The organism is Paracidovorax konjaci, assembly GCF_900112675.1.
Lineage (GTDB): Bacteria > Pseudomonadota > Gammaproteobacteria > Burkholderiales > Burkholderiaceae_C > Paracidovorax > Paracidovorax konjaci.
In genome coordinates, this window is record NZ_FOMQ01000002.1 from 267,393 (window position 1) to 287,806 (window position 20,414).

Here is a 20,414-nt window from a genome sequence, read left to right on the forward strand (position 1 = left end):
ACAGAGAAAAAGCCCGCACGAATGGCTCCATGCGGGCTTTTTCTCCGGAGGGGCCGCCGCCAGCGCGGTGCGCCCCGGTGGCGCGTGGCTCAGTGGTCGCCGCTCAGGATGTCGTTCGAGCGGGCGGCTGCCACGGCTTCGGCACGCACCTGCTCGCGGGCCACGACCGGTGCGCGGTCGGCATTGCCCAGTGCCAGCGGCGCGGGAACGTCGCTCCAGTCGCCGCCGCGCGGCAGCGTGCCGTTCTTGCGGGAGGCCACCAGGTCGGCGATGACGGCTTCGCGCGTCAGCGTGCTGGGGGTGCTGGCGGTGGCGGGGTAGTTGGAGCCGTCGCCTTCCACGCGGGTGTCGGCCTGGGCTGCGAAGGCGCTCAGTGCGATGACGGCGGTGGCGGCGAGTGCGATGGGATGGCGGTTCATGGTGTGATCCTTTCTAGGCTGTCGTTCCGGGTCGTTGGGGAATGTCCGGGCAAGGCCGGCTTGCTTTCGGGAGAGAAGGCGCCGGTCTTGTCCTGCCTCGGTGAGCCCAACGGGTCGCTCATCGATGGGTTCGACTGTACGCAGGGTTAACCCCCAGAAAAACAGCACCCAAGGCAATGATTAATTCACGAAATTGAAATAATCTGCCTTCATCGCCATTTTTCATTTCAGCCATGGATAGATTGCTCACCATGCGCGTGTTCCAGGCCGTGGCCGACGAAGGCAGCTTTGCCGGCGCGTCCCGTGCGCTCGATCTATCGGCTGCGGCGGTCACGCGGCTGGTGGCCGATCTGGAGGGCCACATCGGCGCCCGGCTGCTGCAGCGCACAACGCGCAAGGTGTCGCTGACCGAGGCCGGGGAGGCCTATCTGCTGCGGGTGCGCAGCATCCTTTCCGACGTGGACGAGGCCTTTGCCGTGGCGCAGGCGCACACCTCGGAAATCGCCGGCGTGCTGCGGCTGCTGGCGCCGCCGGCGCTGGCGGTGCACATCCTGGCACCGCTCGTGGCGGGCTTCCGGCAGGCCCATCCGCGCGTCACGCTGGAGATCCACGTGGATTCCTCGCTCGACCCGCCGATCGGCGATTACGACGTGACGCTGCTCGGCGCGGACGAGCGGTTCAACGCCAACGTCATCGCCCGGCCCATCATCTCCATCGACGGCGTGATGTGCGCATCGCCCGAGTACCTGCGCGTCCACGGCGTGCCGCAGGAGCCCGAGGACCTGAAGCACCACCAGTGCCTGCTGCGGCGCCGGGCCGAGGTGCGGCCGGGCGTGGTGCGCCTGATCGAGCCGGGTGACGCCGGCCGTGTGGTGGAGGTGGCGGTGCAGCCCGTCTGCGTGGCCAACCACACCGACACGCTGCTGCACGCGGCGCTGGGGGGCGCGGGCATCAGCCCGCAGCCGCTCGACCTGGCCGCTCCCTACCTGCGCAGCGGGCGGCTGGTGCGCGTGCTGGCGCCCTGGACGACGGGGCGCTTCACCCTCTACGCCGCGCTGCCGAGCCGCAAGTTCATGCCGGCGCGCACGCGGGCATTCCTCGATTTCCTGAGCCAGGGCACGCGTCGGTCCATCGAAGAGGCCATGCAGGCGCCGTCCATGGCCTGACCCGGCGGTGCGGCCACCGGCCCACGGGGATCAGACCGGTGCGGGCAGCAGGAAGCTGTTCTGCCGCCAGGCCTCGTACACCGTCACCGCCACCGCGTTGGAGAGGTTGAGGCTGCGCTGCCCCGGCACCATCGGCAGGCGCAGCCGCTGCGCGGGGGGAAAGGCATCGCGCAATTCCGGCGGCAGGCCCCGGCTCTCGGCACCGAAAACGAACCAGTCGCCCCCCTGGAAAGTGCTCTCGTAGACCGTGTGCGCGCCGTGCGTGGTCATCGCGAAGATGCGTTCGGGGTTCGGTTGCGCATCCCGCAGGAAGGCGGTCCAGCCGGCGTGCAGGCGCACCTCGGCGTATTCGTGGTAATCGAGGCCCGCCCGTTTCATGAGCTTGTCTTCCATCGAAAAGCCGAGCGGCTCCACGAGGTGCAGGGTACAGCCCGTATTGGCCGCCAGCCGGATGGCATTGCCGGTGTTGGGCGGGATTTCGGGTTCGACGAGAACGATGTGGAACATGGCGGCTATTGTGTGCCGCGGCCCCGGGGCACCGCGCGGCCTCTCAAGGCACTTCGTAAAGAAAAGTTACAACCGTCGGGTTCGCATTGCGGGCCGCTTTGGTCTTCTCAGGGCGTGCGTGCCACCACGATGGCGCTGACCTCGGCCGCGCCGGCCTCGCGCAGCACGGCCGCGGCGGCGTGCAGCGTGGCGCCCGTGGTCATCACGTCGTCCACCAGCACGATGCGCCGGCCTGCGACGCGTTCGGCCCGCGCCGGCTCCACCGCGAAGGCGCCTTGCAGGTTGCGCAGGCGCTCCGCGCGCGGCAGGCTGCTCTGGGCCGGGGAGGCGCGCAGCCGCAGCAGGGTACGGGCATCGGCCCGCGCGGGTGCCAGAGCGCTCGCGAGCAGCGCCGCCTGGTTGAAGCCCCGCTCGCACAGACGCGCGGCGGCCAGGGGCACGGGCATGACGGCGTCCGCGGCGTCCAGCAGCGGCTCTGCCCAGGGCGCGCTGCGCACCAGCAGGGCGAGGCTGCCGGCCCACCCGGGGTCGGCACGGAATTTGAAGTCGGCCAGCGCGTCCGACCAGGGATAGCCGTAATCGACCGCGGCCACGCAGGCTGCGAGCGGCGGAGGGTGCCGCAGGCACTGCCCGCACCGGTGCACATCGGCCGGAACCGGGAGCGCGCAGGTCGCGCAGCGGTGGCGCGGCTGGGCGAAGCGCGCGGCGCACGCATCGCACACGCGCCGCGCCGGCCAGGCGCGGCAGACCGCGCACTGGCTAGGCATGGCCTGCACGGCGGAGGCCAGCCCGCCCGATATCCCTGAGATCCACCGCTTCCACATCGGCTCAATATACTGCCCGACCTGCTTTCCGCCCCGCGCCGATGTCCGAGCCTTCCGACCACCAGCTTCCTCCCACGATCGATCCGGTGGCCGCCGCTCGCTGGCATGCCTCCGCGCCCGGGCAGTCGCCCTGGCTGCACGAAGAAGTGGCCCGCCGCATGGAAGACCGGTTGCAGTGGATCCGGCAGGCGCCGGCCTCGTGGGCCCATTGGGACCCGGTGCGCGGCGGGCTCCAGGGCCATGCGCTCGTGGCGCAGCGCTATCCGGGCGCGGCCTGCTGGGTCGCGGAAACGGCCGGGCAGCACCTCCCCGTGGCGCGCAAGGCGCTGGAACGCCCCTGGTGGAGCCCCGGGCGGTGGTCTGCAGGCGCCCCGCATTTCGGGCTGCCTTCCGATGGCGGCGTGCAGATGCTCTGGGCCAACATGGCGCTGCACCTCGCCGCCGACCCCCAGGCGCTGATCGCGCGGTGGCACCGCGCCTTGGCCGTGGACGGCTACCTGATGTTCTCGTGCCTGGGCCCCGATACCGTGCGCGAACTGCACGGCCTGCATGCCGCCCTCGGCTGGCCCCCGGCCGGCCATGCGATGACCGACATGCACGACTGGGGCGACATGCTGGTGCAGGCCGGATTCGCCGAACCGGTGATGGACATGGAGCACATCACCCTGACCTTCGCCACGCCCGGGCGTTTGCTGCAGGAATTGCGCGAACTCGGGCGCAACCTGCACCCTGCGCGGTTTCCCGCGCTGCGGGGCCGGCGCTGGCGCGAACGGCTGGAGCAGGCGCTGGGCGACCGCCTCGCGAGCCCGGCGCATGGCGGCCAGCTGGCATTGACCTTCGAGGTCATCTATGGGCATGCCTTCAAGCCGGCCCCGCGCATGAAGGTGAGCGAGAGCAGCGCGGTGTCGCTGCAGGACATGCGCGCGATGCTTCTGCAGGGCCGCAAGCCCGCGCCCTGACCGGCGGGTCCGCCCAGCGCCCCTCGTGCTCCGTGCGGGCTGCGCGCGCGGGTCGCACGGCGGCGGGTTTTCCCGGGGCGGCACGGAGGGTGACCTGAATCAACCGCAAGCTACAATTTCCGGGCTATGGAGCCTGCCCGCCAGTGCGTTGCGCAACGGTAGGGCGCGCACACGCGGCACGGCCTGGCGCCCTGCGTGTGGCAAGGCGCATGGTGCCTTCCGCTGCACGGGCCGGCCGGCCTGTCGCACCCCCGCCTCCTTCTCTCTCATGGTTTGTACGGGGCCGGGCCGTGGATGGCGCCTCCGCTATTGCAATCGCGCCACGGGGACGGCATGCTGCGCAGTGCAGGCCTGCCCGCCCCCCGGCGGCAGGCCCGCAGAACAGGACAGGAGACACCCGCGTGGCGCCCGGAGCGCCGCGCGTTCGATGAGACCGGGTTCATGCGGAACCCGGGGCCTTGCGGACCCGCGCCGCCATGCCCCGGTGGTCGGAATCCGCATGCCCCAGGGCACGCCCGACCCCACGCGGGCGAGCCCCGGGAAAGGTAATTGAGGCTGAGAAGTGAGAACTATGAAGAAAAGCATTTCCAACCCGCTGGCTTCCCTGTTGCTGCTGTGCGGTGCATGGGTGGGTGGTGCCGCGCACGCCGTGCAGGATCTCCCCGGCGGGCCTGCCGTCAATCAGCTGAATCTCGCGCCTCCGGTCACGCGCATCGCCGAAGAGCAGCACTACCTGCACTGGATGATGCTCATCATCTGCACGCTGATCTTCGTGGGCGTGTTCGCGGTGATGTTCTATTCCATCTGGAAGCACCGCAAGTCCAAGGGCGCCAAGCCCGCCAATTTCCACGAGTCGGTCACCGTGGAAGTGATCTGGACCATCGTTCCGTTCATCATCGTGATCCTCATGGCGCTGCCGGCCACCAAGGTGCTCGTGGCGCAGAAGGACACCACCAACGCCGACCTCACGGTGAAGGTCACCGGCTACCAGTGGAAGTGGGGCTACGACTACATCACCGGCGAAGGGCAGGGGCTGGCCTACATCTCCACGCTCGACAGCAGCCACCGCCGGCTCTCCGACAGCGGCAAGGTCGCCGATGCGCCGGTGGACTACCTGCTCAAGGTGGACAACCCGCTGGTCGTGCCGGTGGGCAAGAAGGTGCGGGTCATCACCACGGCCAACGACGTGATCCATTCGTTCATGGTGCCGGCCTTCGGCATCAAGCAGGATGCGATCCCCGGCTTCGTGCGCGACACGTGGTTCCGCGCGGAGAAGGTGGGCGATTACTACGGCCAGTGCGCCGAGCTTTGCGGCAAGGAGCATGCCTACATGCCCATCCACGTGAAGGTGCTCTCCGCGGCCGACTACACGCAGTGGGTGGCCGGCGAGAAGAAGAAAGCCGCCGCCAAGGCGGACGATCCGAACAAGGTCTGGACCCTGCCCGACATCCTGGCGCGCGGCGAGAAGGTCTACGCCGCCAACTGCGCGGCCTGCCACCAGGCCAACGGCAAGGGTGCCGGCCCCATCAAGCCGCTCGACGGCTCGGCCATCGTCAAGGACGAAGACCACGCCAAGCAGATCCAGATCGTGCTCAAGGGTGCGGCCGGGGGCGCCATGCCGTCCTGGGCGCAACTGAGCGACACCGACATCGCGGCCGTGGTGAGCTACACGAAGAACGCCTGGTCCAACAAGACCGGCCAGATCGTCCAGCCTTCGGAAATCGTGGCGCAGCGCGGCAAGTGAGCGGCAACCGTTCCACGCACGTCCTGAGCAGAACAGCTAAAGCATTGAGGAATCCGACATGAGCGCAGTTCTCGACAACACCGGGCATGGCGCCGGCCACGCGCACGACCCCCATGACCATGCGCACCATGGCCCGACGGGCTGGCGCCGCTGGGTGTTCGCCACCAACCACAAGGACATCGGCACGCTGTACCTGCTGTTCTCGTTCACCATGCTCATGGTGGGCGGCGTGCTCGCGTTGCTGATCCGCGCGGAGCTGTTCCAGCCGGGGCTGCAGCTCGTGAACCCCGAGCTGTTCAACCAGCTCACCACGATGCACGGCCTCATCATGGTGTTCGGCGCCATCATGCCGGCCTTCGTCGGCTTCGCGAACTGGATGATCCCGCTGCAGATCGGCGCATCCGACATGGCCTTCGCGCGCATGAACAACTTCAGCTTCTGGCTGATGATTCCCGCGGCCATCATGCTGGTGACCTCGTTCCTCATGCCGGGCGGTGCCCCGGCGGCGGGCTGGACGCTCTATGCCCCGCTGACGCTGCAGATGGGTCCGTCGATGGATGCCGGCATCTTCGCGATGCACATCCTGGGCGCTTCGTCGATCATGGGCTCGATCAACATCATCGTGACCATCCTGAACATGCGCGCGCCCGGCATGACGCTGATGAAGATGCCCATGTTCTGCTGGACCTGGCTCATCACCGCCTACCTGCTGATCGCCGTGATGCCCGTGCTGGCCGGCGCGATCACGATGACCCTGACCGACCGCCATTTCGGCACGAGCTTCTTCAACCCCGCGGGCGGCGGCGACCCGGTGATGTACCAGCACATCTTCTGGTTCTTCGGCCACCCCGAGGTCTACATCATGATCCTGCCGGCCTTCGGCATCATCAGCCAGATCGTGCCCGCCTTCAGCCGCAAGAGGCTCTTCGGCTACGCGTCGATGGTGTATGCCACCTCGTCCATCGCCATCCTGTCGTTCATCGTGTGGGCCCACCACATGTTCACCACGGGCATGCCGGTCACGGGCCAGCTCTTCTTCATGTACGCGACCATGCTGATCTCGGTGCCCACGGCCGTGAAGATCTTCAACTGGATCGCCACCATGTGGCGCGGCTCGATGACCTTCGAGACGCCCATGCTCTTCGCCGTCGGGTTCATCTTCGTGTTCACGATGGGCGGCTTCACGGGCCTGATCCTCTCGATGGCCCCGATCGACATCCAGCTGCAGGACACCTACTACGTGGTCGCCCACTTCCACTACGTGCTGGTGGCCGGCTCGCTGTTCTCGATGTTCGCGGCCTATTACTACTGGGCGCCGAAGTGGACGGGCGTGATGTATTCCGAGCGGCGCGGCCAGATTCACTTCTGGGGCTCGCTCATCACCTTCAACATCACCTTCTTCCCGATGCACTTCCTGGGCCTGGCGGGCATGCCGCGCCGCTACGCAGACTACCCAATGCAGTTCGCCGACTTCAACATGGTCGCTTCGATCGGTGCCTTCGGCTTCGGACTGATGCAGGTGTATTTCTTCCTGGCCGTCGTGGTGCCCGCGATGCGCGGCAAGGGCGAGCCGGCACCGCAGCGCCCCTGGGAGGCGGCCGAGGGCCTGGAGTGGGAAGTGCCGTCGCCCGCGCCTTTCCACACCTACGAAACCCCGCCCAAGCTCGATGCCTCCGCGACCCGCGTGATCGGCTGAACCCCAGCGACGACCCACACCACGAGAACCCGGCATGACCCCTCCCGACCGGAAAAAAGCCAACCTGCGCATGGGGCTCATCCTGGCGAGCATCGCGGTGGCGTTTTTCGTGGGCTTCATGGTCAAGATGGCCTGGAAGCTATGAGCCACCGCATGAGTCGCTTCGCGCCTTCCCTCCGCAGGGGGGCACCGCCCGTGGCCCGGCCAAGCCGGTTCCACGGCGTCTGCCGGCGTGGCCTGCTCCATGGCCAGCGGATGGGTGTGGCCATGTCGGTCTTCTGCGGCGTGCCCGTGGCGCCAGGCGAAGGAGACGTCGCATGAGCCTGCGGCGCGAAAACTTCCGCATGGTGGGCAAGCTGGCCGTGATCTCGGTGGGCATGTTCGCGTTCGGCTATGTGCTCATACCGATCTACAAGCACATCTGCGAGGTGACGGGGATCAACATCCTCTCGCTGTCGGAGCGGCAGGTGCCCGGCAACGGCGTTGCGGGCCGCGACGTGAAGCTGCCCGCCAACACGCAGGTGGACAAGAGCCGCACCATCACGGTCGAGTTCGATGCCAACGCCCGCGGGCCGTGGGATTTCAGGCCCGCCAAGCATTCGCTGCAGGTGCATCCCGGCGAACTCGCGACCGTGATGTATGAGTTCCAGAACGTGCAGAACCGCCGGATGGCGGCGCAGGCCATTCCGAGCTATGCGCCGCGGCAGGCCGCAGCGCACTTCAACAAGCTGGAGTGCTTCTGCTTCAGCCAGTACACGCTGGAGCCCGGAGAGAAGCGCGAGTGGCCCGTGGCCTTCGTGGTCGATCCGAGGCTGCCCAAGGACGTGACCACGATCACGCTTTCGTACACCTTCTTCGAGGTCGGGGGCAAGACCCCCGCGGCGCCGGCCACCGTGTCCGCCGCACCGCAGGCCCATGAGGAGGCGGGGTCATGACGGGCTCCCGCCACGATGCTTCGCCGCCGCCCCGCGCCGCAGCTCCTGCGCCGCACGCGCGCAAGGGTTCGCTGTGGCGCACGGTGCGCGCGGTGGGTTGGTCGCTGCTGGGCATCCGCAAGGGTGCCGAGTACCAGCAGGACATGGAGCGCATCAATCCGCTGCACATCATCGCGGTGGGGCTCATCGCCATCGCGCTGATCGTGGGCGGCCTCATCGCGCTCGTGAACTGGGTGGTGTAGCCACCGACCGCGAACCCACGAGAGACCACCGATAAAAAGGAAAGAGACAGGAGCCAGCAATGAGTGCATCAACCCCCCAGGGCGCCACGCCGTACTACTACGTTCCCGCCGAGTCGCGCCACCCGGTCATGGCGGCGGCCGGCCTGTTCTTCGTGATCCTCGGCGCCGGGCAATGGGTCAACGGCCACGACTGGGGCAAGGTTTCGCTGCTCTTCGGCCTCGTATGGTGGCTGTTCGTGCTGTACCAGTGGTTCCGCGATGCGGCCCGCGAGAGCGAAGGGGGGCTCTACAGCCGCAAGATCGACCTGTCATACCGCTGGAGCATGAGCTGGTTCATCTTCTCGGAGGTGATGTTCTTCGGAGCATTCTTCACCGCCCTGTGGTGGGCGCGCTCGCATTCCGTGCCGGCCCTGGGCAGCCTCGACAACGCGCTGCTGTGGCCCGATTTCAAGGCCGTGTGGCCCAGTCTGGCGGCCGGCGCCACGGCCTCGCCGGCCGGCATCGTGGAGCCCTTCCAGACCGTGGGCCCGTTCTGGCTGCCCACGATCAACACGGCACTGCTGCTGACCTCGGGCGTGACGCTCACCATCGCCCACCATGCGCTGCGCGAGAACCACCGCAGCCGCGCGGTCGGCTTCATGTGGGCCACGGTGATCCTGGGTTTCGTGTTCCTCTGCGTGCAGGGCTACGAGTATTTCCACCTCTACACCGAGCTGAACCTCAAGCTCAGCTCGGGCGTGTTCGGCTCCACGTTCTTCATGCTCACGGGGTTCCACGGCTTTCACGTGTTCGTGGGCATGCTCATGTTGCTGTTCATCACGCTGCGCCTGCAGAAGGGCCATTTCACGGCGGAGCGGCACTTCGGTTTCGAAGGCGCCGCCTGGTACTGGCACTTCGTCGACGTGGTGTGGCTGGGGCTGTACGTTCTGGTGTACTGGTTCTGAACACCCTGCGGGCCGCGGGGTGGCTTGGCAAAAAAGCGCCGCAAGGCGCTTTTTTGCCGTGTGCGGCGTTCGCTGCAGGCTGCCGGCCGGGCCGTGGGCAGCCTCGCCTTGCGGTCAGCGGCCGACCGGCAGGCCCGTGGGCTGGATGTAGCCCAGCTTCCACGCGGCCAGCAGGCACAGGAAGAGCACAATCGACAGCCCCACGCGCACGGCGAGGGCGCGCGCCATGTGGCTGCCGCGGGCCTTGTCGTTGCGCCCGGTGCGCATCATGAAGAAGAGCGCGGACGCAAGGCTCGCCAGAATGGCCAGGAAGGCCAGCACCACGACGTATTTCATGGAGACCATTATCCGCAAGCTCCCCGATCGAACCAGCGGTTTCCGGCCGGACTGGCGCTTCTGGTGCATCACCGTGGCGGCGATCGCGGCCATGGCTGCCACGGCGGCGCTCGGCCGCTGGCAGCTCTCCCGCGCGGCGCAGAAGGAGGCATGGCAGGCCTCGGTCGAGGCCCGGCAGGCCCGGCCCGCGGTGGCGCCCGCGGCCCTGGCTGCGCTGCCTTCGGAGGCCCCGGCCTCCGGACCGGCGGCGGCCCCGGAGGACGCCGCTGGTGCGGGCCCGCTGGACGACCCGCTCGTGCACCGAGCGGCAGCACTGCAAGGCCGTTGGCTGTCGCAATACACCGTGTTCCTCGACAACCGGCAGATGCACGGACGCCCCGGCTTCTTCGTGCTCACGCCCCTGCAACTCACTGCGCCGGGGGCGGAGGGCGCGGTGGTGCTCGTGCAGCGCGGATGGGTTCCGCGCGATTTCCTGGACCGCACCCGACTGCCCGACGTACCTTCTCCCGCAGGCGAGGTCGAAGTGCGGGGCCGCATCGCGCCCCCGCCGTCGCGCCTGTATGAGCTGGGCCATGCCGGGGCCGCCGCAGGTGCCGAGGGGTCTTCCCGCATCCGGCAGAATCTCGACATGGCGGCCTACCGTGCCGAAACAGGGCTGGCGCGGCTCGCGCCGCTCACGGTGCTGCAGACCGGCGGTTCCGAGGGCACGCTCCAGCGCGACTGGCCGGTCATCGATGCCGGGGTCGCCAAACACTACGGCTACGCCTTCCAATGGTTCGGGCTCTGCGCCCTCGTGGCAATCCTCTATGTCTGGTTCCAAATCGTCCGACGCTTCCTTCGCCCAGGCCGCCAGCCGTCCCCCTGAGGCGGGCGAGTCCGATGCCGCCCATCCGCTGGGCCTGAGCGTGCATGGCCTGCCCGCCACGGGCGAGGCCATCGCCGCGCTGGAAACGCGCTCGCGCCAGGGCCGCTGGAAGATGCTCGGCGTGCTGCTGGTGTGCGCAGCGCCCGTCATCGCCTCGTACACCGCCTACTACGTCGTGCGCCCCGAGGCGCGGCGCAGCTATGGCGAACTCATCGAGCCGCAGCGCCCGCTGCCGGCCGCCCTGGCGGCGCCCGCCCTCGACGGCAGGCCGGGGACCCTCGGCCAGCTCCAGGGCCAGTGGCTGCTGGTGAGCGTGGCGCCGGGCGCGTGCGACGAGGTCTGCCGCAACCACCTGTACCTGCAGCGCCAGTTGCGGGAGGGCCTGGGCAAGGACAAGGACCGCATGGATTGGGTGTGGCTCGTGACCGACGGGGCCGAGCCGCCGGCCGAGATCGCTCCGGGCCTGCGCGGCGCGACCGTGCGCCGCGTCGATGCGCAGGCGCTGGCCGGTTGGCTGGCTCCCGCGCAGGGCCACGCGCTCTCCGACCATCTTTTCGTGGTGGACCCGATGGGCCACTGGATGATGCGTTTCCCCGCCCGCCTGGATGCTGCCGGCGCCGCCCGCGCCAAGCGCGATCTGGAGCGGCTCATGCGCGCTTCGGCGTCCTGGGACCAGCCCGGCCGGCCGGGAGTGCAGCCATGATCCGCGCCTGCCCGGCCGCATCGGCCCGGCGCACCGTGCGCTGCCGGAGGCCTGCCCGGTGAACGCCGCCGCGCAACCGCTCTACGATCTCGCACCGCTGGCCGAGCTGATGCTGCTCGGCGTGCTCATCGCGCTCGGCCCCCTGGCGTGGGTGGCCTGGCGCAACCGCCACGGCACGACCGTGCACCGGTGGCAGGCGCTGGCGATCCTCACGCTGTTCCTGACCTTCGACCTGGTGCTGTTCGGCGCCTTCACCCGCCTCACCGATTCCGGCCTGGGTTGCCCCGACTGGCCCGGCTGCTACGGCAACGCCAGCCCGCTGGGCGCGCATGCCGAGATCTCGGCCGCGCAGGAGGCCATGCCCACCGGCCCCGTCACGCACCGCAAGGCCTGGGTGGAGATGGTGCACCGCTACCTCGCCTCGGGTGTGGGCGTGCTCATCATCGTGCTCACGGCCGGTGCCTGGGCGCAATGGCGGCGCGCACGCGCCAGCGGGGGCGGAGGGGAGCGCGACGGGCCTGCCGCCCGCGACCGGATCGCCGTCAGCCCCTGGTGGCCGACCGCCACGCTCGTGTGGGTCTGCCTGCAGGGCGCCTTCGGCGCGTGGACGGTGACCATGAAGCTCTTTCCCGCCATCGTCACGCTGCACCTCATCGGCGGCCTCGTGCTGCTGGCACTGCTGTGCGTGCAGGCGGTGCGCCAGACGCTGGCTTCCCGCAGCGAGGCGCCGGCCGTGCTGCCGCGCGGCCTGCGTGCAGGGCTGGTCGCGACGGCGCTCCTGGTCGGTCTGCAGATCGTGCTGGGCGGCTGGGTGAGCACCAACTATGCCGTGCTGGCATGCACCACCTTTCCGACCTGCCAGGGCAGCTGGTGGCCCGACATGGCGTTCCGGGAGGGCTTCCAGATCTGGCGGCCGCTGGGGCTGCTGCAGGACGGCAACCACATCACCTTCGCCGGCCTCACCGCCATCCACTACGTGCACCGGCTCGCCGCCTATGCCGTGCTGGGCGCGCTCGCCGCGCTGGTGTGGCGCCTGCGGCGCGCGCAGGCGCTGCAGGCACCGGCGCGCTGGCTGGCGGGCCTCGCCCTGCTGCAGTTCGCCACGGGCCTGTCCAACGTGGTGCTCGACTGGCCGCTGGTGGCCGCGGTGCTCCATACCGGCGGCGCCGCCGCGCTCGTGGTGGTGCTCACCTGGGCGCTTGCCGCGAGCCGGTCCGTGCACGCCAGAGACAAAATGTCCATCCCCCGGCCGGCCCCGGCCGCCGCCGGTGCCCCGAGAATTCCGACCCCATGAGTGCCGCTTCCGCTCCCGCCGCGCCCCACGCGGTGCCGTCCCGCTTCTCGCAGTTCTATGCGCTCACCAAGCCGCGCGTGGTCCAGCTCATCGTTTTCTGCGCCTTCATCGGCATGGTGCTGGCGGTGCCCGGACTGCCGGGCTGGGGGCAGTGGCTGCGCATGGGCGTGGCCTGCGCGGGGATCTGGCTCGTGGCCGGCGCCGCCGCCGCCTTCAACTGCATCGTGGAGCAGCACATCGACGCGAAGATGAAGCGCACGGCGTGGCGTCCCACGGCCAAGGGCGAACTCTCCAACGCCCAGACGCTGGCCTTCTCGGCGCTGCTGTGCATGGCCGGCTCCGCGGTGCTGTTCTTCGGGGTCAACCCGCTGACGATGTGGCTCACCTTCGCCACGTTCGTGGGCTATGCAGTCATCTACACGGTGGTGCTCAAGCCGCGCACGCCGCAGAACATCGTGATCGGCGGCGCCTCGGGCGCGATGCCGCCCGTGCTGGGCTGGTCGTCCATGACCGGCGACGTGGGGCCGGAGGCGCTGATCCTCTTTCTCATCATCTTCCTCTGGACACCGCCGCATTTCTGGGCGCTGGCGCTCTACCGCGTGGAGGATTACCGCAAGTCCGGCCTGCCGATGCTGCCCGTCACCCACGGCAACGAGTTCACGCGGCTGCACATCTTTCTCTACACGCTGATCCTCTTCGCCGGCTGCCTCATGCCGTTCGTGTACGGCATGAGTTCGTGGATCTACCTGTGCGCGGCCGTGGTGCTCTGCGCGGGCTTCTGCGCCTATGCCTTCCGGCTGTGGCGCAACTATTCGGACGCGCTCGCGCGGCAGACCTTCCGCTTTTCCCTCATCCACCTCAGCCTGCTGTTCGCGGCCCTGCTGGTGGACCACTACGTGCTTTGAACCGCCATGGCAATGAACAAACGAATCGCGCTGAAACGCGTGGCCGCCTGCGCGCTGTACGCCGGCGCCGGCGGTTGGCTGGCCGCATGCTCCAAGGAAAAGCCCCTCGCATTCCAGGGGGTGGACCTCACCGGCGCCGAGTACGCGCGCGACCTTCCGCTGCCCGACCACAACGGCCAGCCACGCCACCTCAAGGACTTCGCGGGCAAGGTGGTGGTGGTGTTCTTCGGCTTCACGCAGTGCCCGGACGTCTGCCCCACCTCCATGGTCGAACTGGCCGAGGTGAAGCGCTCGCTGGGCCCGGACGGCGATCGGCTGCAGGGGCTCTTCGTCACCGTGGATCCGGAACGCGACACGCCCGAAGTGCTCAAGGCCTACATGGCCAATTTCGATCCGACCTTCCTGGCGTTGCGCGGCTCGCCCGAGCAACTGGCTGCCGTCGCCAAGGACTTCAAGATCTACTACAAGAAGGTGCCCGGCAAGACGCCGACGAGCTACACGATGGACCACTCGGCCGGCAGCTACCTCTACGACCCGGCCGGCCGCCTGCGCGTCTACCACCGCTACGGTAGCGGCGCCCAGGCGCTCGCGGCCGACGTGAAGACGCTGCTGCAAACCCCGGCCGCCTGAAGCACGGTTCCACCGGGGCCCGACCCGGCTGGGCCCGGCGCGGCGGGCCTCGGGCGGTCAGGCCTGCGCAGCCCGGGGTGCCGTCGCATTGGTGGGCGCTGCCGCCGTGCGTGCGGACGGCCGCGCGATCGGAATGCCGACTTCCCGCAGCGCCACGGGCCGCCGCAGCGGGGCCGATACCGGCGCCAGCGCCGGAACCGCCACGGGCGCGGCAGTCGTTTCCGGTGGCACTGCCGGCACTTTCACGGCCCGGCCTTCGAGCAGGGCGATCAGCGGCCCGCGCACGATCGCGCAGTGCCAGCGATCGTGCCGCACCACCGCGCCGTGCAGGGCGAGCTGTGTGAGCGAGCGCGCGACGGTCTCCCGGGTGGTGGCCAGCAGCGAGGCCAAGACGGTGTGCGTCGGGAGGCGAACCAGCGTGCTGCGCTGCAATTGGGAGAGCTGCAGGAGCGCGCTGGCGAGCTGCGCCGTCACGCCGCGCAGCCGCAGCAGTCCCGACCAGTCCGCGAGTCGCGCACGGGCTTGCACCTCTTCGCGCAGCAGGGACTGCAGGAACTCGGTGCCCCCGCCGCCCGCGCGCAGCAGTGCGGACGCAGGCACCTCGCACAGCCTGCCCTCCATCACGGCCACCCAGGTCAGGTCCTCCGGGGTGCCCAGCACGGCGCTGGTGCCCAGGGCCTGTCCGCACCCCGCCATCGCCACCGGCCGCGCCACCTGGTCTGCGCCAGCGCGCTGCAAGAGGGCCGTCCCGACCTTGATCACGGCCACGGCCCCGGCCGTCTCGCCCTGGTGCTGCAGCACGTCTCCCTTGCGGAAGCGGCGTTCCTCGACCATCGCGGCCCAGGGCGCGCGCGCCGCATCGCTCTGGCGGCCGATCAGGCACTGGTGGCGGCTCGAACAGTCGTGGCAGGTCTTGCGGTCCGGTTCGGGAAGGGGCATGGAGGAGGCCGTTCGGTAGAGCGATCGAGGCGGGTGCGCGGAGCGCGCCGAGGGTGGCTGGAGCGGGGGCTGCGCATGGCGGGGCGGAGGACCGGTAGAGCAGGGTTCATGGGTCCTATTGCATCCATGCCGCCGGATCCATTCAATAGTTTGCTATTAATTTAATAGCAATATCCAGTGCGGGCCGGCCGGAGGATTTTCCGGATGGCGTCGCCTCCGCCGCAGCGTCAGGCGTAGGCGGCCTCGCCGTGGCGCCCCGCAACCAGCATGCCGGCGGAGAGCGACATCATCAGCAGCGCGATCCGCTCGTGGAGGATCACGGTGCTCTGGTTGCCGGTCTCCACCATGTGCTTGCGCAGCGCTTCCCGCACGGACGCCTGGCCGGTGACGTCGATGACGATGTCCACGGCCGGGCCGTGGTGTTCGAGCAGCTCCATGTAGTCCTGCGTCACCGGGGCGCCATGGTCCCGCGCGAGTGCGATGCCGGGCAGGGAGAGGTCCAGGTCGGCCACCCCCAGGATCTGTACGAAAGGTGCCGTGAGCAGGTGCCGCAGCAGCGGCGTGCCGGTTTCGCCGGCACCGATGACGACGATGCGGAATGTTTGCATGGCAGGGTTCTCCCGGTGTTTCAACAATGACCGGGAGTCTGCGGGCGGGGGGCGCCGCCGGGCATGATCTACATCAATGGCGGCGCTGCTGCCGCCGGCCGGCGCCGTGCGAATCCGGCCCGGCCACCGGTGGCGGCGCTACTCCGCGCGGATGTTCTGCGAACGGATCACGCGGTCCATCTGGGCGGTGTCCGCATCGATGCGGCGCGCGAGGCCCTCGGCCGACGTACCCACCACCTGCCAGCCCTGCTGGAAGAGCTTGTCGCGCACGTCCGGCGTGCGGGCGATCTCCGCGATCAGCGCCGACAGCCTGGCCCGCACGGCCGCGGGCATGCCGGCCGGCGCTGCGAACGCATTCCAGATCTCCAGGTTGAAGTCCTTCACGCCCGCTTCGCTGAGGCTGGGAACCCCGGGCACGAGCGTGCTGCGGCCGGTCGAGGTCACGCCCAGCAGCCGGAGCTTGCCCGTGCGTTCCTGCGACAGGGCCAGCGCGGGCGGCAGCAGGGCCATCTGCAACTGCCCGCCCAGCATGCCCGTGGCCACCTGGGGGTAGCCGGGGTAGGGCACGTGCACGGGCGCGATGCCGGTGCGGGCCTTCAGCAGTTCGGTGCCCAGGTGGCCCACGGTTCCCACGCCGGGTGTGCCATAGCTCCAGCGGTCGCCTGCCTGCCGTGCCGCATCCAGGAACGTGCGGGCGTCCGCATGCGCGGGCACGCCGGCCTGGGTGGCCGGCACCGTCAGCACCAGCGGCGAGACACCCACCAGGCTGAGCGGAGCGAGGTCCTTGCGCGGGTCGTACGGCACCGCGGGGTTGATGAGCTTGGCGATCGTGAGGTTGCCGTTGATGAACAGCCCGATCGTGTGCCCGTCCGTGGCCTTGGCGACCGTGTCCGCGCCGATGTTGCCCCCGGCCCCGACCTTGTTTTCGACGATCACGGGCTGGCCAAGCGCTTGGGCGAGCGGCTCCGAGAAGGTGCGCGCCGTGAGGTCGGGCGATGAGCCGGCCGGGAACCCCACCACGATGCGCAGCGGCTTGGCGGGCCAGCCCGGAGTGGCCGATGCGGCGGGCACCTGCTGCTGCTGCGCCGACGCCCATCCGCCGGCAAGCAGGGTGGCAACGAGGCCAGCGGCCATCGCGTGGCGGCGGGAGAGGCGAGGAGAGGGTTTCACAGGGCGGGTCATGGCAGGTGTGCAGGGCGGCCGGCAGGGACCAAAGAAAAAGGGCGCGCAACCCTTGCAAGGTTGCGCGCCCGGATTATCGCGAAGCGGCAGGGCTCCCGCGCCCTGCGCCGGCAGCTCAGGCGTATTCCGCCAGGGCCTTCTTCATCTTCTTCATGGCGGCGACTTCGATCTGGCGGATGCGCTCGGCACTCACGCCATACACCGCCGCCAGCTCGTGCAGCGTCATGCCCCCGGAACCATCGTCGTTCACCTTGAGCCAGCGCTCTTCCACGATGCGGCGGCTGCGGTCGTCCAGCGCCGCCAGGGCGGTGGCGATGCCGTCGGTGGCCAACACGTCGCGCTGGCGCGACTCGATCATGGCGGTGGGCTCGTGCGCTCCGTCGGCCAGGTAGGCGATGGGGCCGTAGGCCTGCTCGCCATCGTCGGACGGGGAGGGGTCGAGCATCACGTCGCCGCCGGAGAGGCGCGTTTCCATCTCGATGACTTCTTCTCGCTTCACGTTCAGGTGCTGCGCCACCACATCGATCTCCTGCTCGGAGAGCGTCTCCCGGTGCGTGCCGGCGTCGGCGTTGGCGGCATTCGCCTTGAAGCCCTGCTTCATCGAGCGCAGGTTGAAGAACAGCTTGCGCTGGCTCTTGGTGGTGGCCACCTTCACCATGCGCCAGTTCTTCAGGATGTATTCGTGGATCTCCGCCTTGATCCAGTGCATGGCGTAGCTCACCAAGCGCACGTTCTGGTCGGGGTCGAACCGCTTCACGGCCTTCATGAGGCCCACGTTGCCTTCCTGGATCAGATCGCCGTGGGGCAGGCCATAGCCCAGGTATTGCCGGGCAATCGACACCACCAGGCGCAGGTGCGACATCACCATGCGGCCGGCGGCTTCCACATCGTTGTCTTCCTTCAGCCGGCGCGCATAGTTGCGCTCCTCCTCGGCCGTGAGCATGGGCAGGCGGTTGACAGCCGAGATGTAGGCGTCCAGATTGCCCAGCGGGGGGATGAGTGCCCAGGCGTTGGCCGGGGCAAGCGCGGTCGTGGCGGTCCCAGATTGAATGGTCATCCCAGAGGTCCTTTCGTCCATGGCAGTCACTTTAGCAGTCTCTTTGAGAGAGTGCTAAGACCGAAGTTCCTGTCCCTGCGTAGGACGGGGGCGTTGCCTCGGCGGGCATTGTGCGCAAGCGGTGCATAACGCGACCAGAGCGCTGCAAGTCATTGTCCGGAAAGCAAAATTTCCCTCCATTGGACGGAATTTCCTTCAAACCATCCCTGCCTGGGCGAACGGATTGCATGCGGTCCGAAGGCATTCGGCCAAGGGGTGGTCACGGTTTTTCACGATCTGAAAGACGCCCCATGGCCCTTCGTCGGGCACAGGGGCGGTCCTGGGAGTTCGCCTCCCCGCCCGCCCGGCAGCGCCGGCCTCAGGCCATTTCGACCATCTCCGCCATAAGTTCTTCCTTGCGGGCCTGGAGCGTCTCGCGCATCGCGACCAGGTCCAGCTTCCGCGAGGCACGGGCCTTGACGAAGATCTCGTTGCGCTCTTCCTTCACGTGGTGGTCGATGTATTCGCCCAGCACGGTGACCTTGGCGTCGAACTTGTCGTCGGCCAGATCGGCGCCCTGGATCTGGGCGATCAGGTCCTTGGCGCTGGCATGTTCCACCTCGGCTTCGTCGAGCAGGTCGGTTTCCTTGAGCGCTTCCCGGAGCGCGGGGTAGAAGATTTCCTCTTCGATCTGCGCGTGCACCGTCAACTCGATGCAGATCTGCTGCGCCAATTCCAGCTTCTTGGCGGCAGCGCTCTTGGCTTTCGAGCCGACCAGTTCATCGTATTCCTTGAACATCTTCTTGACCTTGCGGTGGTCGGCATCGAGTAGGGTGCAGGCGTCGGGAGCGGAACGTGGGGTCGTGGGCATGGTATTTCCTTGGTGTTGTCGGGAAATTCCATTGTCTTTTTGCCCTCTTGCGGCGCCGTAGGAAGGCGGCCTGTGTTCCCGTATTCCGAGTGCGATTCGGGGTATACGTCCGGCTCCTGTCGAGATCTCCCGGCAATTGTCTCGAATGCCGCGGTGCACGGGGCGAGACGCCCCATGCCCGGGCCGCCGTCAGGCGAGCAGCGCCTGCGCGAATTCGCGTGCGTCGAAGGTTTCGAGGTCTTCGAGTTTCTCGCCCACGCCGACGAAATACACGGGCACGGGCCGTTCCTGGGCGATGGCCGCCAGCACGCCGCCCTTGGCGGTGCCATCGAGCTTGGTGACGATCAGGCCCGTGAGCTGGAGCGCATCGTCGAAGGCCCGCACCTGGGCGAGGGCGTTCTGCCCGGTGTTGCCGTCGATCACGAGCAACACCTCGTGCGGCGCCGTGCCATCGGCCTTGGTGATCACGCGCTTGATCTTCTGCAGCTCCTGCATGAGGTGCAGTTGCGTGGGCAGGCGGCCGGCCGTGTCCACCAGCACCACGTCCTTGCCGCGTGCCTTGCCGGCGCTGACGGCATCGAAACTCACGGCCGCCGGGTCGCCGCCTTCCTGGCTGACGATCTCCACTGTATTGCGGTCGGCCCAGACGCCGAGCTGCTCGCGCGCGGCGGCGCGGAACGTGTCGGCCGCGGCCAGCAGCACGGCGGCGCCTTCGTTGGCGAGGTGCTTGGTGAGCTTGCCGATGGAGGTGGTCTTGCCCGCGCCGTTGACACCGGCCACCATGATCACGGTGGGCGTGTGGCGCCCGATCTCCAGCGGCTTTTCGAGCGGGCGCAGCAGGTCGGCCAGTGCATCGGCCAGCAGCGCCTTCACGGCCGCGGGATCGGTGGCCTTGGCCTCCTTCACGCGGCGCTTGAGGTCGCGCAGCAAGTGTTCGGTCGCCTTCACGCCGGTGTCCGCCATCAGCAGGGCTTCTTCGAGTTCTTCATAAAGCGCGTCGCTGATCTGCGTGCCGGTGAAGACGGTGGCGATGCTTCCTCCGGTCTTGCGCAGGCCGTTCTTGAGCCGGTCGAGCCAACCTTTGCGCTCCTCGGGCGCGGGGGGCGGCACGGGCGCGGGAGATGCTGCAGGAGCCGGCGGCAAGGGTTGCGGTGCAGGCGAAGGCGGCGGGACCGGCACGGGCGCACGCACCGGTGCGGGGGCCGCAGCGGGCAGGGGCGCAGGTGCCGGGAGATGCGCAGGCGGCACCGGCGCAGGTGCAGGATTCGCAGGTGTCGGAACGACGGGCGCAGGGGCCGCGGCGGGCACGGCCGGGGGCACCGGGGCATTCGCCGGTACCTGGGGTATGGCCGGTGCCGGGGGCGGCGGCACGGCCACCGGAGGTGCGGGCAATGGGGCCGGCGGCTGAGGCGCAGGCGAGGCAGGCGGCGTGGCCGGCGAGGGGGCCTTGGCGAACTGGTTGCGCAGCCAGCCGAGTGCGCCGGTGGCTGCAGGGGGCTCCGCCGCGGCGGTGGGCACGGGTGCAGGTGCCTGCACCTGCGCGGGTGCGGCCGCAGGCGCTTCGGGCGCAGCGGTTCCGGGTGTGGCCGACGGCGGGGTGGAGGGCACC

General features: G+C 69.0%; 23 protein-coding genes. 13 read left to right on the forward strand and 10 right to left on the reverse strand.

Annotation, left to right across the window (positions count from 1 at the left end):
• Positions 1 to 89 precede the first annotated feature (89 nt).
• Positions 90 to 419 carry a DUF4148 domain-containing protein gene (locus tag BM144_RS03755; RefSeq protein ID WP_092949950.1) on the reverse strand — a complete coding sequence of 110 codons (330 nt, stop codon included), beginning with the start codon at positions 417 to 419 and terminating at the stop codon, positions 90 to 92.
• A 233-nt stretch (positions 420 to 652) separates the two neighbouring features.
• Here BM144_RS03755 and BM144_RS03760 point away from each other — a divergent pair, with 233 nt between their 5' ends.
• Positions 653 to 1,585 (forward strand): LysR family transcriptional regulator, encoded by a 933-nt coding sequence (locus BM144_RS03760; RefSeq protein ID WP_092949951.1) that lies wholly within the window; start codon positions 653 to 655, stop codon positions 1,583 to 1,585.
• A 30-nt stretch (positions 1,586 to 1,615) separates the two neighbouring features.
• On the opposite strand, the gene BM144_RS03765 is transcribed toward BM144_RS03760, so the two are convergent.
• Together BM144_RS03765 and BM144_RS03770 are read right to left on the reverse strand one after the other, a co-directional pair.
• A complete protein-coding gene (locus tag BM144_RS03765) occupies positions 1,616 to 2,092 on the reverse strand; it encodes a tRNA (cytidine(34)-2'-O)-methyltransferase (RefSeq protein WP_092949952.1) in 477 nt (158 codons plus the stop codon).
• 107 nt (positions 2,093 to 2,199) lie between these two features.
• Positions 2,200 to 2,916 carry a ComF family protein gene (locus tag BM144_RS03770; RefSeq protein ID WP_092949953.1) on the reverse strand — a complete coding sequence of 239 codons (717 nt, stop codon included), beginning with the start codon at positions 2,914 to 2,916 and terminating at the stop codon, positions 2,200 to 2,202.
• 41 nt (positions 2,917 to 2,957) lie between these two features.
• Here BM144_RS03770 and BM144_RS03775 point away from each other — a divergent pair, with 41 nt between their 5' ends.
• The 7 genes from BM144_RS03775 to BM144_RS03800 all read left to right on the forward strand — a co-directional run bounded on the left by BM144_RS03775 (position 2,958) and on the right by BM144_RS03800 (position 9,436).
• A complete protein-coding gene (locus BM144_RS03775; RefSeq protein ID WP_092949954.1) occupies positions 2,958 to 3,875 on the forward strand; it encodes a class I SAM-dependent methyltransferase in 918 nt (305 codons plus the stop codon).
• Between the two features lie 571 nt (positions 3,876 to 4,446).
• Positions 4,447 to 5,619, forward strand: a complete 1,173-nt coding sequence (gene coxB, locus BM144_RS03780) for a cytochrome c oxidase subunit II (RefSeq protein WP_092949955.1) — start codon at positions 4,447 to 4,449, stop codon at positions 5,617 to 5,619.
• Between the two features lie 58 nt (positions 5,620 to 5,677).
• Positions 5,678 to 7,315: a cytochrome c oxidase subunit I gene (gene ctaD, locus BM144_RS03785; protein WP_092949956.1), complete on the forward strand. Its 1,638-nt coding sequence runs from the start codon at positions 5,678 to 5,680 to the stop codon at positions 7,313 to 7,315.
• Between the two features lie 34 nt (positions 7,316 to 7,349).
• Positions 7,350 to 7,460 (forward strand): cytochrome oxidase small assembly protein, encoded by a 111-nt coding sequence (locus BM144_RS23300; RefSeq protein WP_211322469.1) that lies wholly within the window; start codon positions 7,350 to 7,352, stop codon positions 7,458 to 7,460.
• 172 nt (positions 7,461 to 7,632) lie between these two features.
• Positions 7,633 to 8,250, forward strand: a complete 618-nt coding sequence (locus tag BM144_RS03790; protein WP_092949957.1) for a cytochrome c oxidase assembly protein — start codon at positions 7,633 to 7,635, stop codon at positions 8,248 to 8,250.
• Positions 8,247 to 8,492 (forward strand): DUF2970 domain-containing protein, encoded by a 246-nt coding sequence (locus BM144_RS03795; protein WP_092949958.1) that lies wholly within the window; start codon positions 8,247 to 8,249, stop codon positions 8,490 to 8,492. Before BM144_RS03790 ends, BM144_RS03795 begins: the two co-directional genes overlap by 4 nt.
• A 59-nt stretch (positions 8,493 to 8,551) precedes the next feature.
• Positions 8,552 to 9,436: a cytochrome c oxidase subunit 3 gene (locus BM144_RS03800; RefSeq protein ID WP_092949959.1), complete on the forward strand. Its 885-nt coding sequence runs from the start codon at positions 8,552 to 8,554 to the stop codon at positions 9,434 to 9,436.
• Positions 9,437 to 9,550: 114 nt separating this feature from the next.
• On the opposite strand, the gene BM144_RS03805 is transcribed toward BM144_RS03800, so the two are convergent.
• Positions 9,551 to 9,772, reverse strand: a complete 222-nt coding sequence (locus BM144_RS03805) for a twin transmembrane helix small protein (protein WP_092949960.1) — start codon at positions 9,770 to 9,772, stop codon at positions 9,551 to 9,553.
• Here BM144_RS03805 and BM144_RS03810 point away from each other — a divergent pair.
• The 5 genes from BM144_RS03810 (at position 9,771) to BM144_RS03830 (ending at position 14,169) form a co-directional block, all read left to right on the forward strand.
• The gene (locus tag BM144_RS03810; RefSeq protein ID WP_245783517.1) at positions 9,771 to 10,637 is read left to right on the forward strand and encodes an SURF1 family protein; all 867 of its coding nucleotides are present in this window, start codon (positions 9,771 to 9,773) and stop codon (positions 10,635 to 10,637) included. The two genes, BM144_RS03805 and BM144_RS03810, sit on opposite strands and share 2 nt — an antisense overlap.
• Positions 10,579 to 11,340 carry a redox-active disulfide-containing membrane protein gene (locus BM144_RS03815; protein ID WP_245783518.1) on the forward strand — a complete coding sequence of 254 codons (762 nt, stop codon included), beginning with the start codon at positions 10,579 to 10,581 and terminating at the stop codon, positions 11,338 to 11,340. The genes BM144_RS03810 and BM144_RS03815 overlap by 59 nt, the downstream gene beginning before the upstream one ends.
• Positions 11,341 to 11,449: 109 nt before the next feature.
• Entirely contained in the window at positions 11,450 to 12,634 is a 1,185-nt protein-coding gene (locus tag BM144_RS03820; protein WP_175525947.1) for a COX15/CtaA family protein, read from the forward strand.
• Complete coding sequence (cyoE, locus tag BM144_RS03825; RefSeq protein ID WP_092949963.1) at positions 12,631 to 13,539, forward strand: heme o synthase; 909 nt, start codon at positions 12,631 to 12,633, stop codon at positions 13,537 to 13,539. The genes BM144_RS03820 and cyoE overlap by 4 nt, the downstream gene beginning before the upstream one ends.
• A gap of 12 nt (positions 13,540 to 13,551) precedes the next feature.
• On the forward strand, positions 13,552 to 14,169 hold the full coding sequence (locus BM144_RS03830; protein ID WP_245783519.1) for an SCO family protein: 618 nt from the start codon (positions 13,552 to 13,554) through the stop codon (positions 14,167 to 14,169).
• Between the two features lie 57 nt (positions 14,170 to 14,226).
• Here the strand turns inward: BM144_RS03830 and BM144_RS03835 are convergent, their stop codons facing one another.
• From BM144_RS03835 to ftsY, 6 genes are all read right to left on the reverse strand, one after another.
• Positions 14,227 to 15,108, reverse strand: a complete 882-nt coding sequence (locus BM144_RS03835) for a Crp/Fnr family transcriptional regulator (RefSeq protein WP_092949965.1) — start codon at positions 15,106 to 15,108, stop codon at positions 14,227 to 14,229.
• A gap of 227 nt (positions 15,109 to 15,335) precedes the next feature.
• The gene (locus BM144_RS03840; RefSeq protein ID WP_092949966.1) at positions 15,336 to 15,716 is read right to left on the reverse strand and encodes a Gfo/Idh/MocA family oxidoreductase; all 381 of its coding nucleotides are present in this window, start codon (positions 15,714 to 15,716) and stop codon (positions 15,336 to 15,338) included.
• Between the two features lie 138 nt (positions 15,717 to 15,854).
• Positions 15,855 to 16,898 carry a Bug family tripartite tricarboxylate transporter substrate binding protein gene (locus BM144_RS03845; RefSeq protein ID WP_175525939.1) on the reverse strand — a complete coding sequence of 348 codons (1,044 nt, stop codon included), beginning with the start codon at positions 16,896 to 16,898 and terminating at the stop codon, positions 15,855 to 15,857.
• 115 nt (positions 16,899 to 17,013) lie between these two features.
• Positions 17,014 to 17,955, reverse strand: a complete 942-nt coding sequence (gene rpoH, locus BM144_RS03850) for an RNA polymerase sigma factor RpoH (RefSeq protein WP_092949968.1) — start codon at positions 17,953 to 17,955, stop codon at positions 17,014 to 17,016.
• Between the two features lie 358 nt (positions 17,956 to 18,313).
• Positions 18,314 to 18,805 carry a hemerythrin domain-containing protein gene (locus BM144_RS03855; RefSeq protein WP_092949969.1) on the reverse strand — a complete coding sequence of 164 codons (492 nt, stop codon included), beginning with the start codon at positions 18,803 to 18,805 and terminating at the stop codon, positions 18,314 to 18,316.
• A 189-nt stretch (positions 18,806 to 18,994) separates the two neighbouring features.
• Complete coding sequence (ftsY, locus tag BM144_RS03860) at positions 18,995 to 20,272, reverse strand: signal recognition particle-docking protein FtsY (RefSeq protein ID WP_092950117.1); 1,278 nt, start codon at positions 20,270 to 20,272, stop codon at positions 18,995 to 18,997.
• Positions 20,273 to 20,414 lie beyond the last annotated feature (142 nt).

What these genes read in the sequence shown, in the direction of transcription:
- BM144_RS03830 (WP_245783519.1), top strand. Translation starts at nt 13,552, where the DNA reads ATGAACAAACGAATCGCGCTGAAACGCGTGGCCGCCTGCGCGCTGTAC.
- BM144_RS03855 (WP_092949969.1), bottom strand. Translation starts at nt 18,805, where the DNA reads ATGCCCACGACCCCACGTTCCGCTCCCGACGCCTGCACCCTACTCGAT.
- BM144_RS03795 (WP_092949958.1), top strand. Translation starts at nt 8,247, where the DNA reads ATGACGGGCTCCCGCCACGATGCTTCGCCGCCGCCCCGCGCCGCAGCT.
- BM144_RS23300 (WP_211322469.1), top strand. Translation starts at nt 7,350, where the DNA reads ATGACCCCTCCCGACCGGAAAAAAGCCAACCTGCGCATGGGGCTCATC.
- BM144_RS03770 (WP_092949953.1), bottom strand. Translation starts at nt 2,916, where the DNA reads ATGTGGAAGCGGTGGATCTCAGGGATATCGGGCGGGCTGGCCTCCGCC.
- BM144_RS03805 (WP_092949960.1), bottom strand. Translation starts at nt 9,772, where the DNA reads ATGAAATACGTCGTGGTGCTGGCCTTCCTGGCCATTCTGGCGAGCCTT.
- BM144_RS03845 (WP_175525939.1), bottom strand. Translation starts at nt 16,898, where the DNA reads ATGACCCGCCCTGTGAAACCCTCTCCTCGCCTCTCCCGCCGCCACGCG.
- BM144_RS03765 (WP_092949952.1), bottom strand. Translation starts at nt 2,092, where the DNA reads ATGTTCCACATCGTTCTCGTCGAACCCGAAATCCCGCCCAACACCGGC.
- BM144_RS03840 (WP_092949966.1), bottom strand. Translation starts at nt 15,716, where the DNA reads ATGCAAACATTCCGCATCGTCGTCATCGGTGCCGGCGAAACCGGCACG.
- rpoH (WP_092949968.1), bottom strand. Translation starts at nt 17,955, where the DNA reads ATGACCATTCAATCTGGGACCGCCACGACCGCGCTTGCCCCGGCCAAC.
- ctaD (WP_092949956.1), top strand. Translation starts at nt 5,678, where the DNA reads ATGAGCGCAGTTCTCGACAACACCGGGCATGGCGCCGGCCACGCGCAC.
- BM144_RS03775 (WP_092949954.1), top strand. Translation starts at nt 2,958, where the DNA reads ATGTCCGAGCCTTCCGACCACCAGCTTCCTCCCACGATCGATCCGGTG.
- BM144_RS03790 (WP_092949957.1), top strand. Translation starts at nt 7,633, where the DNA reads ATGAGCCTGCGGCGCGAAAACTTCCGCATGGTGGGCAAGCTGGCCGTG.
- BM144_RS03820 (WP_175525947.1), top strand. Translation starts at nt 11,450, where the DNA reads ATGCTGCTCGGCGTGCTCATCGCGCTCGGCCCCCTGGCGTGGGTGGCC.
- BM144_RS03760 (WP_092949951.1), top strand. Translation starts at nt 653, where the DNA reads ATGGATAGATTGCTCACCATGCGCGTGTTCCAGGCCGTGGCCGACGAA.
- BM144_RS03800 (WP_092949959.1), top strand. Translation starts at nt 8,552, where the DNA reads ATGAGTGCATCAACCCCCCAGGGCGCCACGCCGTACTACTACGTTCCC.
- BM144_RS03810 (WP_245783517.1), top strand. Translation starts at nt 9,771, where the DNA reads ATGGAGACCATTATCCGCAAGCTCCCCGATCGAACCAGCGGTTTCCGG.
- BM144_RS03815 (WP_245783518.1), top strand. Translation starts at nt 10,579, where the DNA reads ATGTCTGGTTCCAAATCGTCCGACGCTTCCTTCGCCCAGGCCGCCAGC.
- BM144_RS03755 (WP_092949950.1), bottom strand. Translation starts at nt 419, where the DNA reads ATGAACCGCCATCCCATCGCACTCGCCGCCACCGCCGTCATCGCACTG.
- coxB (WP_092949955.1), top strand. Translation starts at nt 4,447, where the DNA reads ATGAAGAAAAGCATTTCCAACCCGCTGGCTTCCCTGTTGCTGCTGTGC.
- cyoE (WP_092949963.1), top strand. Translation starts at nt 12,631, where the DNA reads ATGAGTGCCGCTTCCGCTCCCGCCGCGCCCCACGCGGTGCCGTCCCGC.
- BM144_RS03835 (WP_092949965.1), bottom strand. Translation starts at nt 15,108, where the DNA reads ATGCCCCTTCCCGAACCGGACCGCAAGACCTGCCACGACTGTTCGAGC.